This is a genomic window from Okeania sp. SIO2F4 (genome assembly GCF_010672385.1).
Classification (GTDB): domain Bacteria; phylum Cyanobacteriota; class Cyanobacteriia; order Cyanobacteriales; family Microcoleaceae; genus Trichodesmium.
This window is the reverse complement of sequence record NZ_JAAHGT010000204.1, coordinates 1-12073: the sequence shown is the minus strand read 5'-3', so window position 1 is coordinate 12073 and position 12073 is coordinate 1. Positions and strand designations below refer to the sequence as shown.

Below are 12073 nucleotides of genomic sequence, written 5' to 3'. Positions count from 1 at the left end.
AAAAGGACTGGTCTCATGCGAGGGGCCAGCCGCACTGCATTCCATGTACAGGCCATTGTGAAACCTCAACCTTCGCCTGCAATACCCAGCAAAGCAGTATCCAGTTGAGTAAGGAATGACTCGATCAAGCGGGACGCTAAAGCATCAGCCGCATCGTCCGGTTTAGGAATTTCTTCCAAATTTAATTCTCTAGCTACTGCTTGTTGCACATCAGATTTATCTGCATTGCCATAGCCTGTTATTGCTTGCTTAATTTGTGCGGGTGTAAACTCAATTAATGGAATTCCATGTTGTGCTAATACTAATACTAAAATTCCTCTAGCTTGGGCAACTAAAATTGTATTGCTCATGCGATAAAAGAATAACTTTTCTGTGGCTGCTAAGTCTGGTTTAAAGTTATTTAGTATAGTGTGTAAATCTTCATATATTGTGATGAGACGTTGCCCCATTTCTTGTTTTTTTGTGGTTTTAATTACCCCAAAATCAACCATAGAAGTAGAATCTATTTTCTCTGTTTTTGCATTATAAACACACTTAATTAATCCAAATCCTAATACTGCTAAACCTGGATCTAATCCGAGAATTAATTTTTCCATATTTTTGTTACTTCTTTAGCGATCGCCTGATTAATCTGCTGTTTATCAGAATGTTGGTATTTATACCCGCGCTCTCCTGTAAAGAAGCGTCCTATGGGAATGCCAATCAATCTTGTAGTTTTACACATAAATATATTAAAAGGAAAAATCCCTGACAGGTCAGCTACATACCCATAAAAATTGTGATATGATAAAAATTACTCGTGGTTTTTCGCCTATATACATGACTTTTTATTCAACTCAATTTCTTTACTCAGAGACCATTACATATTCAGGAATTTTCCCCAGGAGCAATACCAGAAATATCTTCATCTTGTGAAGCTCTCATAAACTTATGTGCTTGTTTTTCCACGATCAAATTTTTTCATCCATCGCTCCTCACTAGAAAATCACCAACATTTTCATTTTATGAGGCTTCCGAAAAAAAAATCGGCATGTCACAGAATTTTCGGTTGCATCCTCACTTTAATTGTGATACCATAAAAATTACCTGGGGTTGTTCGCCTATAGACATGACTTTTTATTCAATTAAAAAAAGTCATGTGTCTCTGTAATAGAACTCAGTTCCGCTTTCGCTGCGCGACATGAAAGGCGGAGCCTAGGGGCAGCTATATCGCGAATGCTATAAAAAGGAAAATCAATGTCAAAAATACACTTAGGGGTTCTATAAAAATCAAAGAAACTAAATTTATTTTCCTAAAATAATATTTTAACTTAAGTATCCCTGAATCTAATATGAAATAGGTTAATGTTTGCTGCTAAAGATTGATAGCCTGAGGGTTTCAATAATTAATAATATCATGTCCGGTAGCATCGGAGAGTGTATAATTGAAGAGGAGAAAAATAATTCCCTGGAGCGATCGCCATTATGCCAAGACGCTTAAGTATCCAAGAACACCTAAGTATAGATGAACTAGAAAGAAACTACCGAGCTACCTATGACCCAATAGAAAGGACCAGATACCAAATAATTTGGCTTAAGCGCAAAAGGAAAAACAACACTCATAAGTTTCTTCAGTCACAGGCTATTGTTTGGAGGCCATTCGTCAAATTGCACGTCGCTACAATCGGCAAGGTAAAGAAGGATTGGTAGATCGTCGCCATCAACATCCAGGGCAAAAGGGATTCCTTTCATCTGAAAGGCAAGCCTACCTAGGAATAGCCCTCCAGGAGAGGGCACCAGATGGAGGATTATGGAATGGGCGCAAGGTGGGGGATTGGTTAACAGAATTAATTGACCATCGAGTTGATCGGCGCAGGGGATGGGAATATTTACGGTCAATGAAATATAGATTACGAATTCCCCGACCACAGCATCAAAAGTCGGCAACTCCAACCGAACAAGAGAAATGGAAAAAAGCGCACCGCCTGCGGCGAGGTCTCCTCGCCGTAAAGACGGAGCAAGAAAACTCTCTCACCGATTTGAACAATTAAAAGCCGAGTATCCAGAGGCCACTGTAGAACTCTGGGCAATGGATGAACATCGTTTGGGTCTCAAGCAAATTTTCCGACGAGTATGGACACCTGTAGGAGTACAACCAACTGCAGAGGCAAACTGGCGTTTTCAGTGGTTTTGGCTCTATGGGTTTGTACATCCCCAGTCAGGAGAAACATACTGGTGGCTTAGGCCCTTGGTCAATATTATTGTTTTTAACCAGGTGATGGCTGACGAGTGCTGGACATTTTGGTTTAGGAAAAAATAAGCACATGATATTAGTGCTAGACAGAGCAGGTTGGCACAGTAGTCAAAAACTGAAAGTTCGCACTTGGATTGCATTTGGAGTTCGAGCCTGCCCATACACCAGAACTACAACCAGCCGAAGGACTCTGGCCAATAATTAATGAACCTCTTTGTAATCAAACCTTTGAAAATTTATCCCAGATGGAAGATATCGTTTTTGAGCGATGTATCAACTTAATGAAACAGCGATCGCTCCCAAACAGGTCTCACTTGTTTTCGTTGGTGGCCTACTGATGATTTGTCAAGTGCTTGAAGAGTAGCTATCGCTCCGGGCAATTATTTTTCTTCCTCCTCTATTATACATAAACGATGCTACCGGACATGATATAATTACCTCTTATTATAAACGGATAGGATTGATTAAAAGGAATTTTTTTGTTTTTTTATCCTTGCTCATGAGAGGCTTTAAAGCTTAATTTTTCGGTAATGGGGTGATTCGTGAGTAGTAGAATTTTTTTGTATTTCATATAACTTAGCTCTAAAGAAAGAACAAACCTGAAGACTAAATGCCAATTACTGTATTAAAAGATGCAATATTTTTAATTATCTGAAAAATCACCCAAAATTCAATCAAATTAGGAGAAGCACTGATACAAGTTTTTGATAATTGTTACATAGTCAATTTTTTATAAAAAACCTGCTTTGATCAATCTGCTTCTCCCTAAAAAATCAAACTACAATTGAGAATATTAATTCTTAAATTATGCTTCTACTCCTGCCAATCCAAAAACCCGATTAAATACCTTTTTCACCTTATCACCAGAGTCAATACTTTCCAAAGGATCTTTTCTCAGTCGATGTCGTAAACACATAGTAATAACACGACCAATCTCCTCAATACTCACTTCTGTATTACCCTCAAAAGCAGCTAAAGCTTTTGCAGCACGATTAGTGACAATATCTCCCCGTAAACCATCTACATCTAACTCAGAACAAACTTGAGAAATTTTTACTCGTAAATCATGGTCAACTTCCACTAATTTCAACTTTTTTTGAGCATCTACAAGCTTATTTTGTAATTCTTCCTGTTGTGATTTGTACTTTTCTAAACATTCTTGAGGATTTTGGTCAAAAGCTGAACGTTGTTCAACAATTTCAACTCGTAATAAAGGGTCTTTTACAGTTCTAATTTCAGCGTGCATACCAAATCTGTCCAGTAACTGAGGTCGTAATTCCCCTTCCTCTGGGTTTCCCGAACCTACAAGTACAAAACGAGCAGGATGCCGTATAGAAATACCTTCTCTTTCCACAGTATTCCAGCCACTTGCCGCCGAGTCAAGCAAGACATCAACTAAGTGGTCATCCAAAAGGTTGACCTCATCAACATACAAAATCCCACGGTTAGCCTTTGCTAGTAGCCCTGGTTCAAAAGCCTTCACCCCTTCCGATAAAGCTTTTTCAATGTCAATAGTGCCACATACCCGATCCTCCGTAGCCCCCAATGGTAAATCTACCATTTGGACCTTTCTTGTGAAAATCGGAATTTCTTCCTGCCGTGCTAGTCTATCTCGCACAGAATCACTCATCAAATCTGGGTCATCAGGATCGCTATTAAAAGGGTCATCAACAACAATTTCAATTTCTGGCAATAGGTCAGCTAAAGCACGGATAGTAGTAGATTTACCCGTACCTCGATCGCCCATAATCATTACCCCCCCTATTTTGGGGTCAATTACATTTAATAACAAGGCCAGTTTCATTTCTTCCTGGCCGACAATAGCAGTGAAAGGAAAAACAGCCCGACCTTTGTGAACGGCTGGTTTAACAGATGTATTTACCATAAAATTGGGTTTAAAGCCTCGCCTTAGAAGGGCGACTTTTTAGTTTTTTTTCAATAGAATAGATATGTTATCATGTTGTTAGTTTAAAAGTCAGGTTATGAAAGCTAGATTTAAGTATCATATCTATCCAACACTGGGACAAAAATACCTATCGGCCAAGCTATTTGGTTGTGTGCGTGTGGTTTGGAATGATAGCCTAGCTTATTGTCAAGAAAAGTATAGATCGGGAGAAAAGAAACCTGAACTTATTTGAACTACAAAAACAGTTTATCACATCTGCTAAAAATACTGAAAATAGAGAGTGGTTATCAGAGGTTTCTGCTATACCATTGCAGCAATCTTTAAATGATTTAAACCAGGCATTGCTCTAACTTTTTCAAAGTACGGACGTTGTATGCAACGTCCCTAGGTCAGAGAAAAGGTAGACCTATTAAACCTCCAGATTGCTTCGTTCCTCGCAACGCTCCGCGATTTAAAAGTATAAAGTCACGCGCAAACTGCTAGGTTTACAAAAGAAGGGTTTAAAGTTGGTCAACATAAAGTCCCTAGCAACGCCAAGATTGGAAAGCTGAAAATAGTTTCGCCTGTGAGAGTTACCTGCTGCTCCATCATCAGTAACATTAATCAAAGATTGTAGGGGCATCTATGCGAATCCCTCCTACTAGATATTTTCTCAGTTTTGTAGTAGAAACTATACCTGAAATCTTACCTCAAACTGATGTTTGAGAATATTTTAACGTTTCTGATATGATAAAAAAGCGGTGCGAGCCCGCGACGACGACAGTCACAAAGGAACCCACACCAAGAGACCTTAATTAATAGACCTCTCCAGAAAATAAACTTGCTCTTTATTTACAGCAATGCATGAGGATGGCGAGGTACAGTAACAGCAATGAGTGAACCTATTTCTAATATCAGTTAAAGTCACTTGCTCAATTGCTTCCATTAATGCTATTTCGAGCATCATCTCTAGTACGAGCCGCAACCCCTCGCAAATATTCTTTAATTTTTGACCAACAATTTTCAATTGGGTTAAATTTAGGAGAATAGGTCGCAAGATATAGCACTTTTATTCCTGCTTCTTCAATTATATTTCTGCAACACCTGAACTTTATGAGCTGGTAAATTGTTCACTACCAAACATGCACCAGGCCATAAAGCGCGGTAATAAAACTTGTTCAATAAAAACTTGAAAAACATTTTTACTTATACCACTATCAATGGTCATAATCCCGAAAAAACCAGACAAAGAAATTGCACCAATTAATGTTAAGTTTGTTCCTCTTTCATAGGGACGAGTATCATAAACTCTATTTCCTTTGGCAGAACGGCCATAGGTTCTAGTCATGGCTAAATTTATAGCAGTTTCATCTAAAAAAACTAGGTTTTTTGTCTGGATATATCGAACGTTTTCCCAATAATCAAGCCTTTTTTCCAGATTTTTTGTGGTTCCTGCTTGAGTTGTGCGAAAAGTTTTTTTTCGCGTCAAGTTTAATTTTTGAAGTTCAACACATAGAGTAAGGATAAAACACTTTTTTGGCTGAAACCCTTTCCAGATAAAGAAACACTCGTCCCAGTCTTATTCAGAATGACTATATAATCCAGAATTGTTCTGTTTGAGGATTAAAATATAAGCAATTCACTATTCCATGTTCGTTGCCACGATACTGACGTCGGACAAGTGCCTCTTTCAGAGGAGCTTCCCTATCAATTTTTTGTGAGTATTGTTGATTAATAACCCTCTCATCAATGCAGCAAATAACCATCTTCAGTAGTTAGAATTTCTTCCTTCACATTTTCCCACAAAACTTCTGCTCCCAAATCAATATTTTTGTATGGGACGGTTAATTTGATCGTGGCTAACTTGTTCCAGATGGTTAGCAAGATTTGTTAAAGTGTAATTTTTCTGACTACTTATTAAATACTGACAATATTTGATCTAATTAAAGTCCATTAAAAACTCTGAATTAAAAATTAATGTTATACTTAATTATTAGACAAAATAATCTACATAAATCTCAATCAAATTTTTCAGTTGATGATAATTTTGTTGTGGTTCAGGCGATCGCTGTAATCTTTTAAGCGTTGGCGGAGCAAGTGCGGCAACTATATCGCTCTATTGGCCATACACTATATATAGCGTCTTTGCGTAAGTCCTGGAAATATTATTTCTTGTCTTGGTCGATTGGATATGGCGTTTAGCGTTCCGCACAACGCGCGTTAACGCGGAGCGACTTGAATTGCGTTAGCGAGAGCTACCGTAGCAAGAGGCAGCTCCTCTGCAAGAGGCAGCTCCTCTGCAAGAGGCAGCGAGCGGTTCTGCAAGAGCGGGAAATCTCAGCATCCCATCCTACGGAATGCTCCGCTTGCCGACAGCTTTTTCCCCTTTCAAGGGGAAGGTTGAAAGGGTGAATTATTTAATTAATAATGATTAATGATTAATTATTCAGTAAATTATCCAGAGCCATTACTGATGCGCGGTTGGCGAACCCATACGAACATTCTTAGAAGGAAAAGCAGAAAAATACGGTCGCGATTTCAGAGTAATTAGCCGTTGGGAACCTACAAGTCAAAAGTCTTCAAACTGTGGTTTTCAAGGCGGAAAATTGGATTTATCTAGAATGTTCGCTCTTCTTGAAAACCATGTCGCTTTAGCCCATGGATGAAAAGCGTTTCATGTCGCGCAGCGAAACGTGCGAGTTCAGTCGTATTTGACATCCTCCCCGGCCTAAAAGGCGCGGGGATTCCTGCCGAACCTAGGTTCCTCGGCGGGTTGACGCTTCACAGGCTGCTGCTGCCAGATGCGGTAGTCTTACGCTGGCCTCCACGTCCGTTTAATGTCTCGGATTGCCCACCCGCGACTAATATATTTATGGCTGCGTTTAGATCGCGATCGTGTTTTGCGCCACAGTTCAAACACTGCCACTCCCTAATTGAAAGGTCTAATTTTCCACCTTTAAAGCCACAATTTGAACAAATTTGAGAAGTTGCTTCCCAACGACTAATTACTCTAAATTGACGACCATATTTTAGAGCTTTTCCTTCTAGTAAGGTTCTAAATTGTCGCCAACCGCGCATCAGAAATTGCTCTGGATAATTTCCGGTTTTTAACCATACCAGAAACGTTTAAATCCTCTAAAACAATTGTTTGGTTATCACGAATTATTTCAGTGGATAATTTATGCATAAAATCGGTTCTAGTATCTTTCAGTTTGGCCTGAAATTTTGCTATTCTCAGCCGTGCCTTTTCATATCGTTTAGAACCGAAGGTTTTCTTAGATAATGATTTGGTTAACTTCCTGTACTTACTAATCCTTTTCTTTAAGGGTTGTGGTGCATCAATTTTTGTACCATCGCTCAAAGTCGCAAAAGTTTTAATTCCTAAATCTATACCCACTGAACTATCAATTTTAGGCAAGATTTCAGGTTGTATTTCTACTACAAAACTTAGAAAATATCTATTGGCTGAATCTTTGATAAGTGTTACTGACGATGGAGTAGTAGGTAACTCTCTAGACCAAATAATCTTGAGCTTTCCTATTTTAGCTAAATATACTTTATGCTGACCAACCTTAAACCCTCCCTTTGTAAATCTAGCAGTTTGCGCGTGACTTCCGGTTTTTAAATCGCGGAGCGTTGCGAGGAACGAAGCAATCTGGAGGTTTAATAGGTCTACCTTTTCTCTCACCTAGGGACGTTGTATACAACGTCCGTACTTTGAAAAAGTTTTGATCAGCTTGGTTTAAATCATTTAAAGATTGTTGCAATGGTATAGCAGAAACTTCTGATAACCACTCTCTGTCTTCAGTTTTTTTAGCAGATGCGATCGACTGTTTTTGTAGTTTAGATAAGTCAGGTTTCTTTTCCCCTAATTTATATTGTTTTTGACAGAAAGCCAGACTATCATTCCAAACCACACGGACACAGCCAAATAGTTTTGCTAATTGGTGTTTTTGTCCCTGTGTTGGATAGATACGATACTTAAATCTAGCTTTCATTATCTAACGCAATAAACTAACAATACTATAGCATATTTATCACGGAAAAACATATTTTAAAGTCCCCCTACAAGGGGGAGGCTTTAAACCCAATTTTCAGGTAAAAATATCTGATTTTCCCTTGACATTTTTTAAGTTCTTTATGCTGTACATTATAGCATAAATATCAAAAGCTAGGTCGAGCCAAAATGATAATTTATGAGTTCAAAGTCAAAGCTAAACCTGAACAATATAAAGCAATAGATGAGGCTATTAAAACATCTCAATTTATCCCAAATAAGTGTTTAAGATCTTGGATGGATAACAAAGGTGAAGGTGTAAGTAAATATGACCTTAATAAATATTGCCAAGTCTTGGCTAAAGAGTTGAAATTTGCTAACGAACTAAATTCAATGGCTCGAAAATCGACTGCGGAAAGATATTGTTATTCCATATCTATATTTTACGATAACTGCAAGAAAAAAGTCTAAGGAAATAAATAGTTATCCTAAGTTTAAAAAGTATTGTCGTTCTGTATAATCTAAACCCTATAGTTGAAAATTGTCAGAAAACAGAAAAACAATTACTCTTTAAGATAAGAAAAATATAGGTACTTTCAAACTAAAAGGTACTTGTGATTTAAACTACTATCAACTAAACCAAATAAAGCTAGTAAGATTGGTTAAACGTGAGTCGCGGCTATTATGCTCAATTTGCTATTCAAACATATTTAAAAATGGTAGGGGCGATTCGCCAATCGCCCCTACCAACAGGAAAAGCAGTAGGTTTAGATGTAGGCATTAAATATTTCTTGGCTAATAGCAATGGCGACACTACAGAAAACCCTGAGTTTTACAGAAAGTCTGAAAAGCAGTTAAAAAGAGCCAATAGGCAGAAATCTAAGAAATACAACAAAGGCGCAAAACCGTAGTCAAATATACGTCGCCAATCCGACGGCTCCCCTAACCACAAAGCTAGAAATAAATATGCACAGAAACATCTCACAGAGGGACGTTACATGCAACGTCCGTACAGGCAACGTAGAGAATATGCTAAAAGAGTAGCGTATTGCGTGGTTCAATCTAATAGACATAGGCGTGAAAAAGATATAGATTTTTTGAGGCTAGTAGGGAACACTTAACACTTAACACTTAACACTTAACAGGGAATATATTTTCACGAAAAAGATACGAAAAATGATTTCGGAGAGTTAGTTTGACAACTCTAGCTTGTCTTAAATAAAGAGCAATTTTATTTTCTGGAGAGGTCTAATGATTTTATAGCCTATGTAGATGCGAAGTGGCGTGGCGAAGGCAGACTTAAATGTGAAAGGTATGGTAAAAAATCGAAGGCTCGTAGGGGCATCTATGCGAATCGCCCCTACAATCAATCAGTGATGTTGCTTGGTCAATTTTCCGTGCTTGGTTGGAGTATTATGGTGCAAAGTATGGCAAAACTACAGTAGCAGTACCACCTAACTATACAAGCCAAAATAGCTCTAACTGTGGAAAAGTTGTCAAAAAGTCTCTATTCTGTTAGAACTCATGTTTGCCTTCATTGTAGCTACAAGGAAGATAGAGATATTAATACAGCCAAGAACATCCTACAAAAAACACTATGTACGGTGGGGCACACCAGAACTTAGGCTTGGGGAGACACACCCTCTGGCTTGGTTGGTTTTGACCTCTCAAGTGATGGTAAGTCGTTGAGCCAAGAATCCCCGTCTCGGGATTAGCGGGGAGTGTCAACTTCCTTGACTTACTCGATCTGAATTTGAGTAGAAAATCCAAAAATGATCTAAAATTATGAAGTTTTCTTTGAATATTAGTGGAAAATGAAATTTCCGATTTTCAAGCCTCCAACTTCAACCGGAGGTACTAATAACTAATAACTGATAACTGAAATGACAAACCAAACTTCTATTCCCGTAATTGTAAGTGGTGCAGCAGGTAAGATGGGTCGTGAAGTAATAAAAACTGTTGCAAATGCTACTGATACGACTCTTTTTGGTGCTGTAGAGCGTCAACCAGAATATATAGGTCAAGATATTGGCGAGGTAGCTGGTTGTGGACCTCTAGAAGTACCTGTTCTTAATGACTTACAGGGAACTTTAGCAATGGCAGCTCAAGAAAAACAACCTGCCGTAATGGTTGATTTTACTCACCCAGATAGCGTTTATGAAAATGTCCGTTCTGCCATTGCTTATGGAGTTAGACCTGTGGTCGGAACTACAGGTCTGAGTCAAGAGCAAATTCAAGATTTGGCCGAATTTGCGGCCAAAGCCAGTATTGGTGCATTAATAATTCCTAACTTCTCTATTGGTATGGTTTTGCTCCAACAAGCAGCGATCGCTGCTTCCCAGCATTTTGATCATGTAGAGATTATTGAATTGCACCACAATCAAAAAGCTGATGCTCCCAGTGGTACTGCAATTAAAACTGCAGAAATGTTATCTGAATTAGGAAAAACTTACAATGTGCCCAATGTAGAAGAAACAGAGAAAATAGAAGGGGCTAGAGGTTGTTTAGCAGATGAAGGAATTCGTATTCATAGTGTACGTTTACCAGGGTTAATAGCTCATCAAGAAGTAATATTTGGTGGGCCTGGTCAAATTTACACTTTACGACACGATACAACAGATAGGTCTTGCTACATGCCTGGAGTATTGTTAGCCATTCGCAAAGTCCAATCTTTAACCAAACTCATCTATGGTTTAGAGAAGATACTTTAGATTTAACGGACAATTTGCGATGAAGCCTCCTCTTTTCAGGGCCATATCAATTTATTGTCACCAGAGAAAAATTGTATCCGATGAAATTTTCTAATATATTGCCAAACTTATTTGGTTGAATGGAAAATATAAGGTTTTGACATACTCCCCGACTGTCAGGTGCGGGGATTCTCCTGAAACCAGGATTCTTAGTTTAATCAGTGCAACATTTAACCTAATCAAAGGTTGCACTTTGAATCTATATAGGATCGCCGATTAAAGTTACGGCTGTTGCAGGCATTGTCTTGCTGTTTGACAACAAGACCCATAGTTTTGAAGTTTGGAGGCTCGAAACCGGCTCGTTCCCCGCACCCTCCACTTCACCCAGTCCATTTTTTAATGTCGCTTAACTTACCGAAAAATAAAGGTATAAAGCCTCTCACTCGCCGTGGAGAAAAAAGCGGTCGAGGGATGCCGAGGAGACCTCGGCATATCCAATCGACCAAGACAGCGGTCGGCAAGCGGAGCAGTCCGTTAGGATGGGATGGCGAGGTCTCCGTTCCCTCCGGGACGCTACGCGAACGCTTGCCTCCAATCTCCCAAGAGAGAAGAAATAATATTTCCTTATATTCAATTCCCGTATGGTTAAAACCTTCTTGTAATTATCAAGTTCGCCATTATCAATTATCAATTAATGAAGACCAGCCATCGGTTTTGATAGCTTTTGGTTCTTCGTTGGGTACGAGTGTTCCCTTATTAAACAAGTTACTAACTGTACAAGTTTTTACTTCACTTAAGAGCTTTTGTCAAGGAATTGACCAAATTTTTCTGCAAAGCTCTTTAAAGGTACACAATTATATATCAGTAACTTTGAAAAGGTTTGTGTTTTGGTTTTTGGTTAACTATTGCTCCTCCACTTAAATCAGATACCTTGCGATACCTAAGCCAGAGATGCTTCTCTCCCCAAGCGTTTGCTCTATTCCAATATCCTGTAGACCTATGTCCTAAGGTAAAGTTCAAACCTAAAAAAAACTTGGTTCTCTAGTACTTGTTGCTTGGACTTTTTCCATGCTTAAGCATTTCTACGCATGCGCCCCATAACTCTTCTGTTGGTCAGCATTCCCTCTCTTGGTCGGCGTTCCCATGACTAGGTTTCCTCGCCAGGTTCCGAGCGCTTGCGCCTGACGGTGACGCGGGGTATGACCGCAGTTTTAAAGGTGCGTCTATCGGCTAGATAGCTAGGCTTTTAGAGCGGTTGAATACCTTTA

General features: G+C 38.9%; 17 protein-coding genes and 1 pseudogene. 8 read left to right on the top strand and 10 right to left on the bottom strand.

The genetic code is table 11. From position 1 onward, the window contains the following. Positions 1-65 precede the first annotated feature (65 nt). Positions 66-596 (bottom strand): crossover junction endodeoxyribonuclease RuvC, encoded by a 531-nt coding sequence (gene ruvC, locus F6K22_RS15015; protein ID WP_293099033.1) that lies wholly within the window; start codon positions 594-596, stop codon positions 66-68. Beyond that, positions 584-724, bottom strand: coding sequence for a hypothetical protein (locus F6K22_RS15010; RefSeq protein WP_293099030.1), 141 nt, complete (start codon positions 722-724; stop codon positions 584-586). Before F6K22_RS15010 ends, ruvC begins: the two co-directional genes overlap by 13 nt. Before the next feature lie 740 nt (positions 725-1464). Between F6K22_RS15010 and F6K22_RS15005 the strand changes: the two are divergent. Further along, positions 1465-2571: pseudogene (locus tag F6K22_RS15005) on the top strand (IS630 family transposase). A gap of 467 nt (positions 2572-3038) precedes the next feature. Here the strand turns inward: F6K22_RS15005 and bchI are convergent. Beyond that, positions 3039-4118 (bottom strand): magnesium chelatase ATPase subunit I, encoded by a 1080-nt coding sequence (gene bchI / locus F6K22_RS15000; protein ID WP_293099027.1) that lies wholly within the window; start codon positions 4116-4118, stop codon positions 3039-3041. Positions 4119-4215: 97 nt separating this feature from the next. Here bchI and F6K22_RS14995 point away from each other — a divergent pair, with 97 nt between their 5' ends. Beyond that, on the top strand, positions 4216-4371 hold the full coding sequence (locus tag F6K22_RS14995; protein WP_293099024.1) for a helix-turn-helix domain-containing protein: 156 nt from the start codon (positions 4216-4218) through the stop codon (positions 4369-4371). Between the two features lie 679 nt (positions 4372-5050). Here F6K22_RS14995 and F6K22_RS42090 read toward each other — a convergent pair. The 4 genes from F6K22_RS42090 to F6K22_RS14980 form a co-directional block, all read right to left on the bottom strand. Next, positions 5051-5206: a transposase gene (locus tag F6K22_RS42090; protein ID WP_363273603.1), complete on the bottom strand. Its 156-nt coding sequence runs from the start codon at positions 5204-5206 to the stop codon at positions 5051-5053. Between the two features lie 23 nt (positions 5207-5229). Beyond that, positions 5230-5607, bottom strand: coding sequence for a transposase (locus tag F6K22_RS14990; protein ID WP_293099021.1), 378 nt, complete (start codon positions 5605-5607; stop codon positions 5230-5232). Positions 5608-5710: 103 nt separating this feature from the next. Further along, positions 5711-5884 carry a hypothetical protein gene (locus tag F6K22_RS14985; RefSeq protein WP_293099018.1) on the bottom strand — a complete coding sequence of 58 codons (174 nt, stop codon included), beginning with the start codon at positions 5882-5884 and terminating at the stop codon, positions 5711-5713. After that, positions 5865-6002, bottom strand: coding sequence for a hypothetical protein (locus F6K22_RS14980; protein WP_293099016.1), 138 nt, complete (start codon positions 6000-6002; stop codon positions 5865-5867). Before F6K22_RS14980 ends, F6K22_RS14985 begins: the two co-directional genes overlap by 20 nt. A gap of 608 nt (positions 6003-6610) precedes the next feature. Between F6K22_RS14980 and F6K22_RS14975 the strand changes: the two genes are divergently transcribed. After that, the gene (locus F6K22_RS14975; RefSeq protein ID WP_363273601.1) at positions 6611-6784 is read left to right on the top strand and encodes a zinc ribbon domain-containing protein; all 174 of its coding nucleotides are present in this window, start codon (positions 6611-6613) and stop codon (positions 6782-6784) included. Between the two features lie 115 nt (positions 6785-6899). Here the strand turns inward: F6K22_RS14975 and F6K22_RS42085 are convergent, their stop codons facing one another. Genes F6K22_RS42085 through F6K22_RS42075 form a run of 3 tightly spaced genes read right to left on the bottom strand, consistent with a single transcriptional unit; the run spans position 6900 to position 8116 of the window. Further along, the gene (locus F6K22_RS42085; protein WP_363273597.1) at positions 6900-7196 is read right to left on the bottom strand and encodes a zinc ribbon domain-containing protein; all 297 of its coding nucleotides are present in this window, start codon (positions 7194-7196) and stop codon (positions 6900-6902) included. Beyond that, on the bottom strand, positions 7174-7806 hold the full coding sequence (locus tag F6K22_RS42080; protein WP_363273595.1) for an RNA-guided endonuclease InsQ/TnpB family protein: 633 nt from the start codon (positions 7804-7806) through the stop codon (positions 7174-7176). The genes F6K22_RS42085 and F6K22_RS42080 overlap by 23 nt, the downstream gene beginning before the upstream one ends. After that, positions 7712-8116 carry a helix-turn-helix domain-containing protein gene (locus F6K22_RS42075; protein ID WP_363273593.1) on the bottom strand — a complete coding sequence of 135 codons (405 nt, stop codon included), beginning with the start codon at positions 8114-8116 and terminating at the stop codon, positions 7712-7714. The genes F6K22_RS42080 and F6K22_RS42075 overlap by 95 nt, the downstream gene beginning before the upstream one ends. A gap of 188 nt (positions 8117-8304) precedes the next feature. Between F6K22_RS42075 and F6K22_RS14965 the strand changes: the two genes are divergently transcribed. The 5 genes from F6K22_RS14965 (at position 8305) to dapB (ending at position 10826) form a co-directional block, all read left to right on the top strand. After that, complete coding sequence (locus F6K22_RS14965) at positions 8305-8586, top strand: hypothetical protein (RefSeq protein ID WP_293099013.1); 282 nt, start codon at positions 8305-8307, stop codon at positions 8584-8586. A gap of 197 nt (positions 8587-8783) precedes the next feature. Continuing rightward, positions 8784-9026, top strand: a complete 243-nt coding sequence (locus F6K22_RS14960) for a transposase (protein ID WP_293099010.1) — start codon at positions 8784-8786, stop codon at positions 9024-9026. Between the two features lie 494 nt (positions 9027-9520). Next, positions 9521-9634 carry a zinc ribbon domain-containing protein gene (locus tag F6K22_RS42070; RefSeq protein ID WP_363273591.1) on the top strand — a complete coding sequence of 38 codons (114 nt, stop codon included), beginning with the start codon at positions 9521-9523 and terminating at the stop codon, positions 9632-9634. Then, positions 9600-9740, top strand: a complete 141-nt coding sequence (locus F6K22_RS42065; RefSeq protein ID WP_363273589.1) for a zinc ribbon domain-containing protein — start codon at positions 9600-9602, stop codon at positions 9738-9740. Before F6K22_RS42070 ends, F6K22_RS42065 begins: the two co-directional genes overlap by 35 nt. Before the next feature lie 258 nt (positions 9741-9998). Beyond that, a complete protein-coding gene (dapB, locus tag F6K22_RS14950; protein WP_293099007.1) occupies positions 9999-10826 on the top strand; it encodes a 4-hydroxy-tetrahydrodipicolinate reductase in 828 nt (275 codons plus the stop codon). Positions 10827-12073: the final 1247 nt, after the last annotated feature.

What these genes read in the sequence shown, in the direction of transcription:
- ruvC (WP_293099033.1), bottom strand. Translation starts at nt 596, where the DNA reads ATGGAAAAATTAATTCTCGGATTAGATCCAGGTTTAGCAGTATTAGGA.
- bchI (WP_293099027.1), bottom strand. Translation starts at nt 4,118, where the DNA reads ATGGTAAATACATCTGTTAAACCAGCCGTTCACAAAGGTCGGGCTGTT.
- F6K22_RS14995 (WP_293099024.1), top strand. Translation starts at nt 4,216, where the DNA reads ATGAAAGCTAGATTTAAGTATCATATCTATCCAACACTGGGACAAAAA.
- dapB (WP_293099007.1), top strand. Translation starts at nt 9,999, where the DNA reads ATGACAAACCAAACTTCTATTCCCGTAATTGTAAGTGGTGCAGCAGGT.
- F6K22_RS42075 (WP_363273593.1), bottom strand. Translation starts at nt 8,116, where the DNA reads ATGAAAGCTAGATTTAAGTATCGTATCTATCCAACACAGGGACAAAAA.
- F6K22_RS42085 (WP_363273597.1), bottom strand. Translation starts at nt 7,196, where the DNA reads ATGCGCGGTTGGCGACAATTTAGAACCTTACTAGAAGGAAAAGCTCTA.
- F6K22_RS14985 (WP_293099018.1), bottom strand. Translation starts at nt 5,884, where the DNA reads ATGGTTATTTGCTGCATTGATGAGAGGGTTATTAATCAACAATACTCA.
- F6K22_RS14965 (WP_293099013.1), top strand. Translation starts at nt 8,305, where the DNA reads ATGATAATTTATGAGTTCAAAGTCAAAGCTAAACCTGAACAATATAAA.
- F6K22_RS15010 (WP_293099030.1), bottom strand. Translation starts at nt 724, where the DNA reads ATGTGTAAAACTACAAGATTGATTGGCATTCCCATAGGACGCTTCTTT.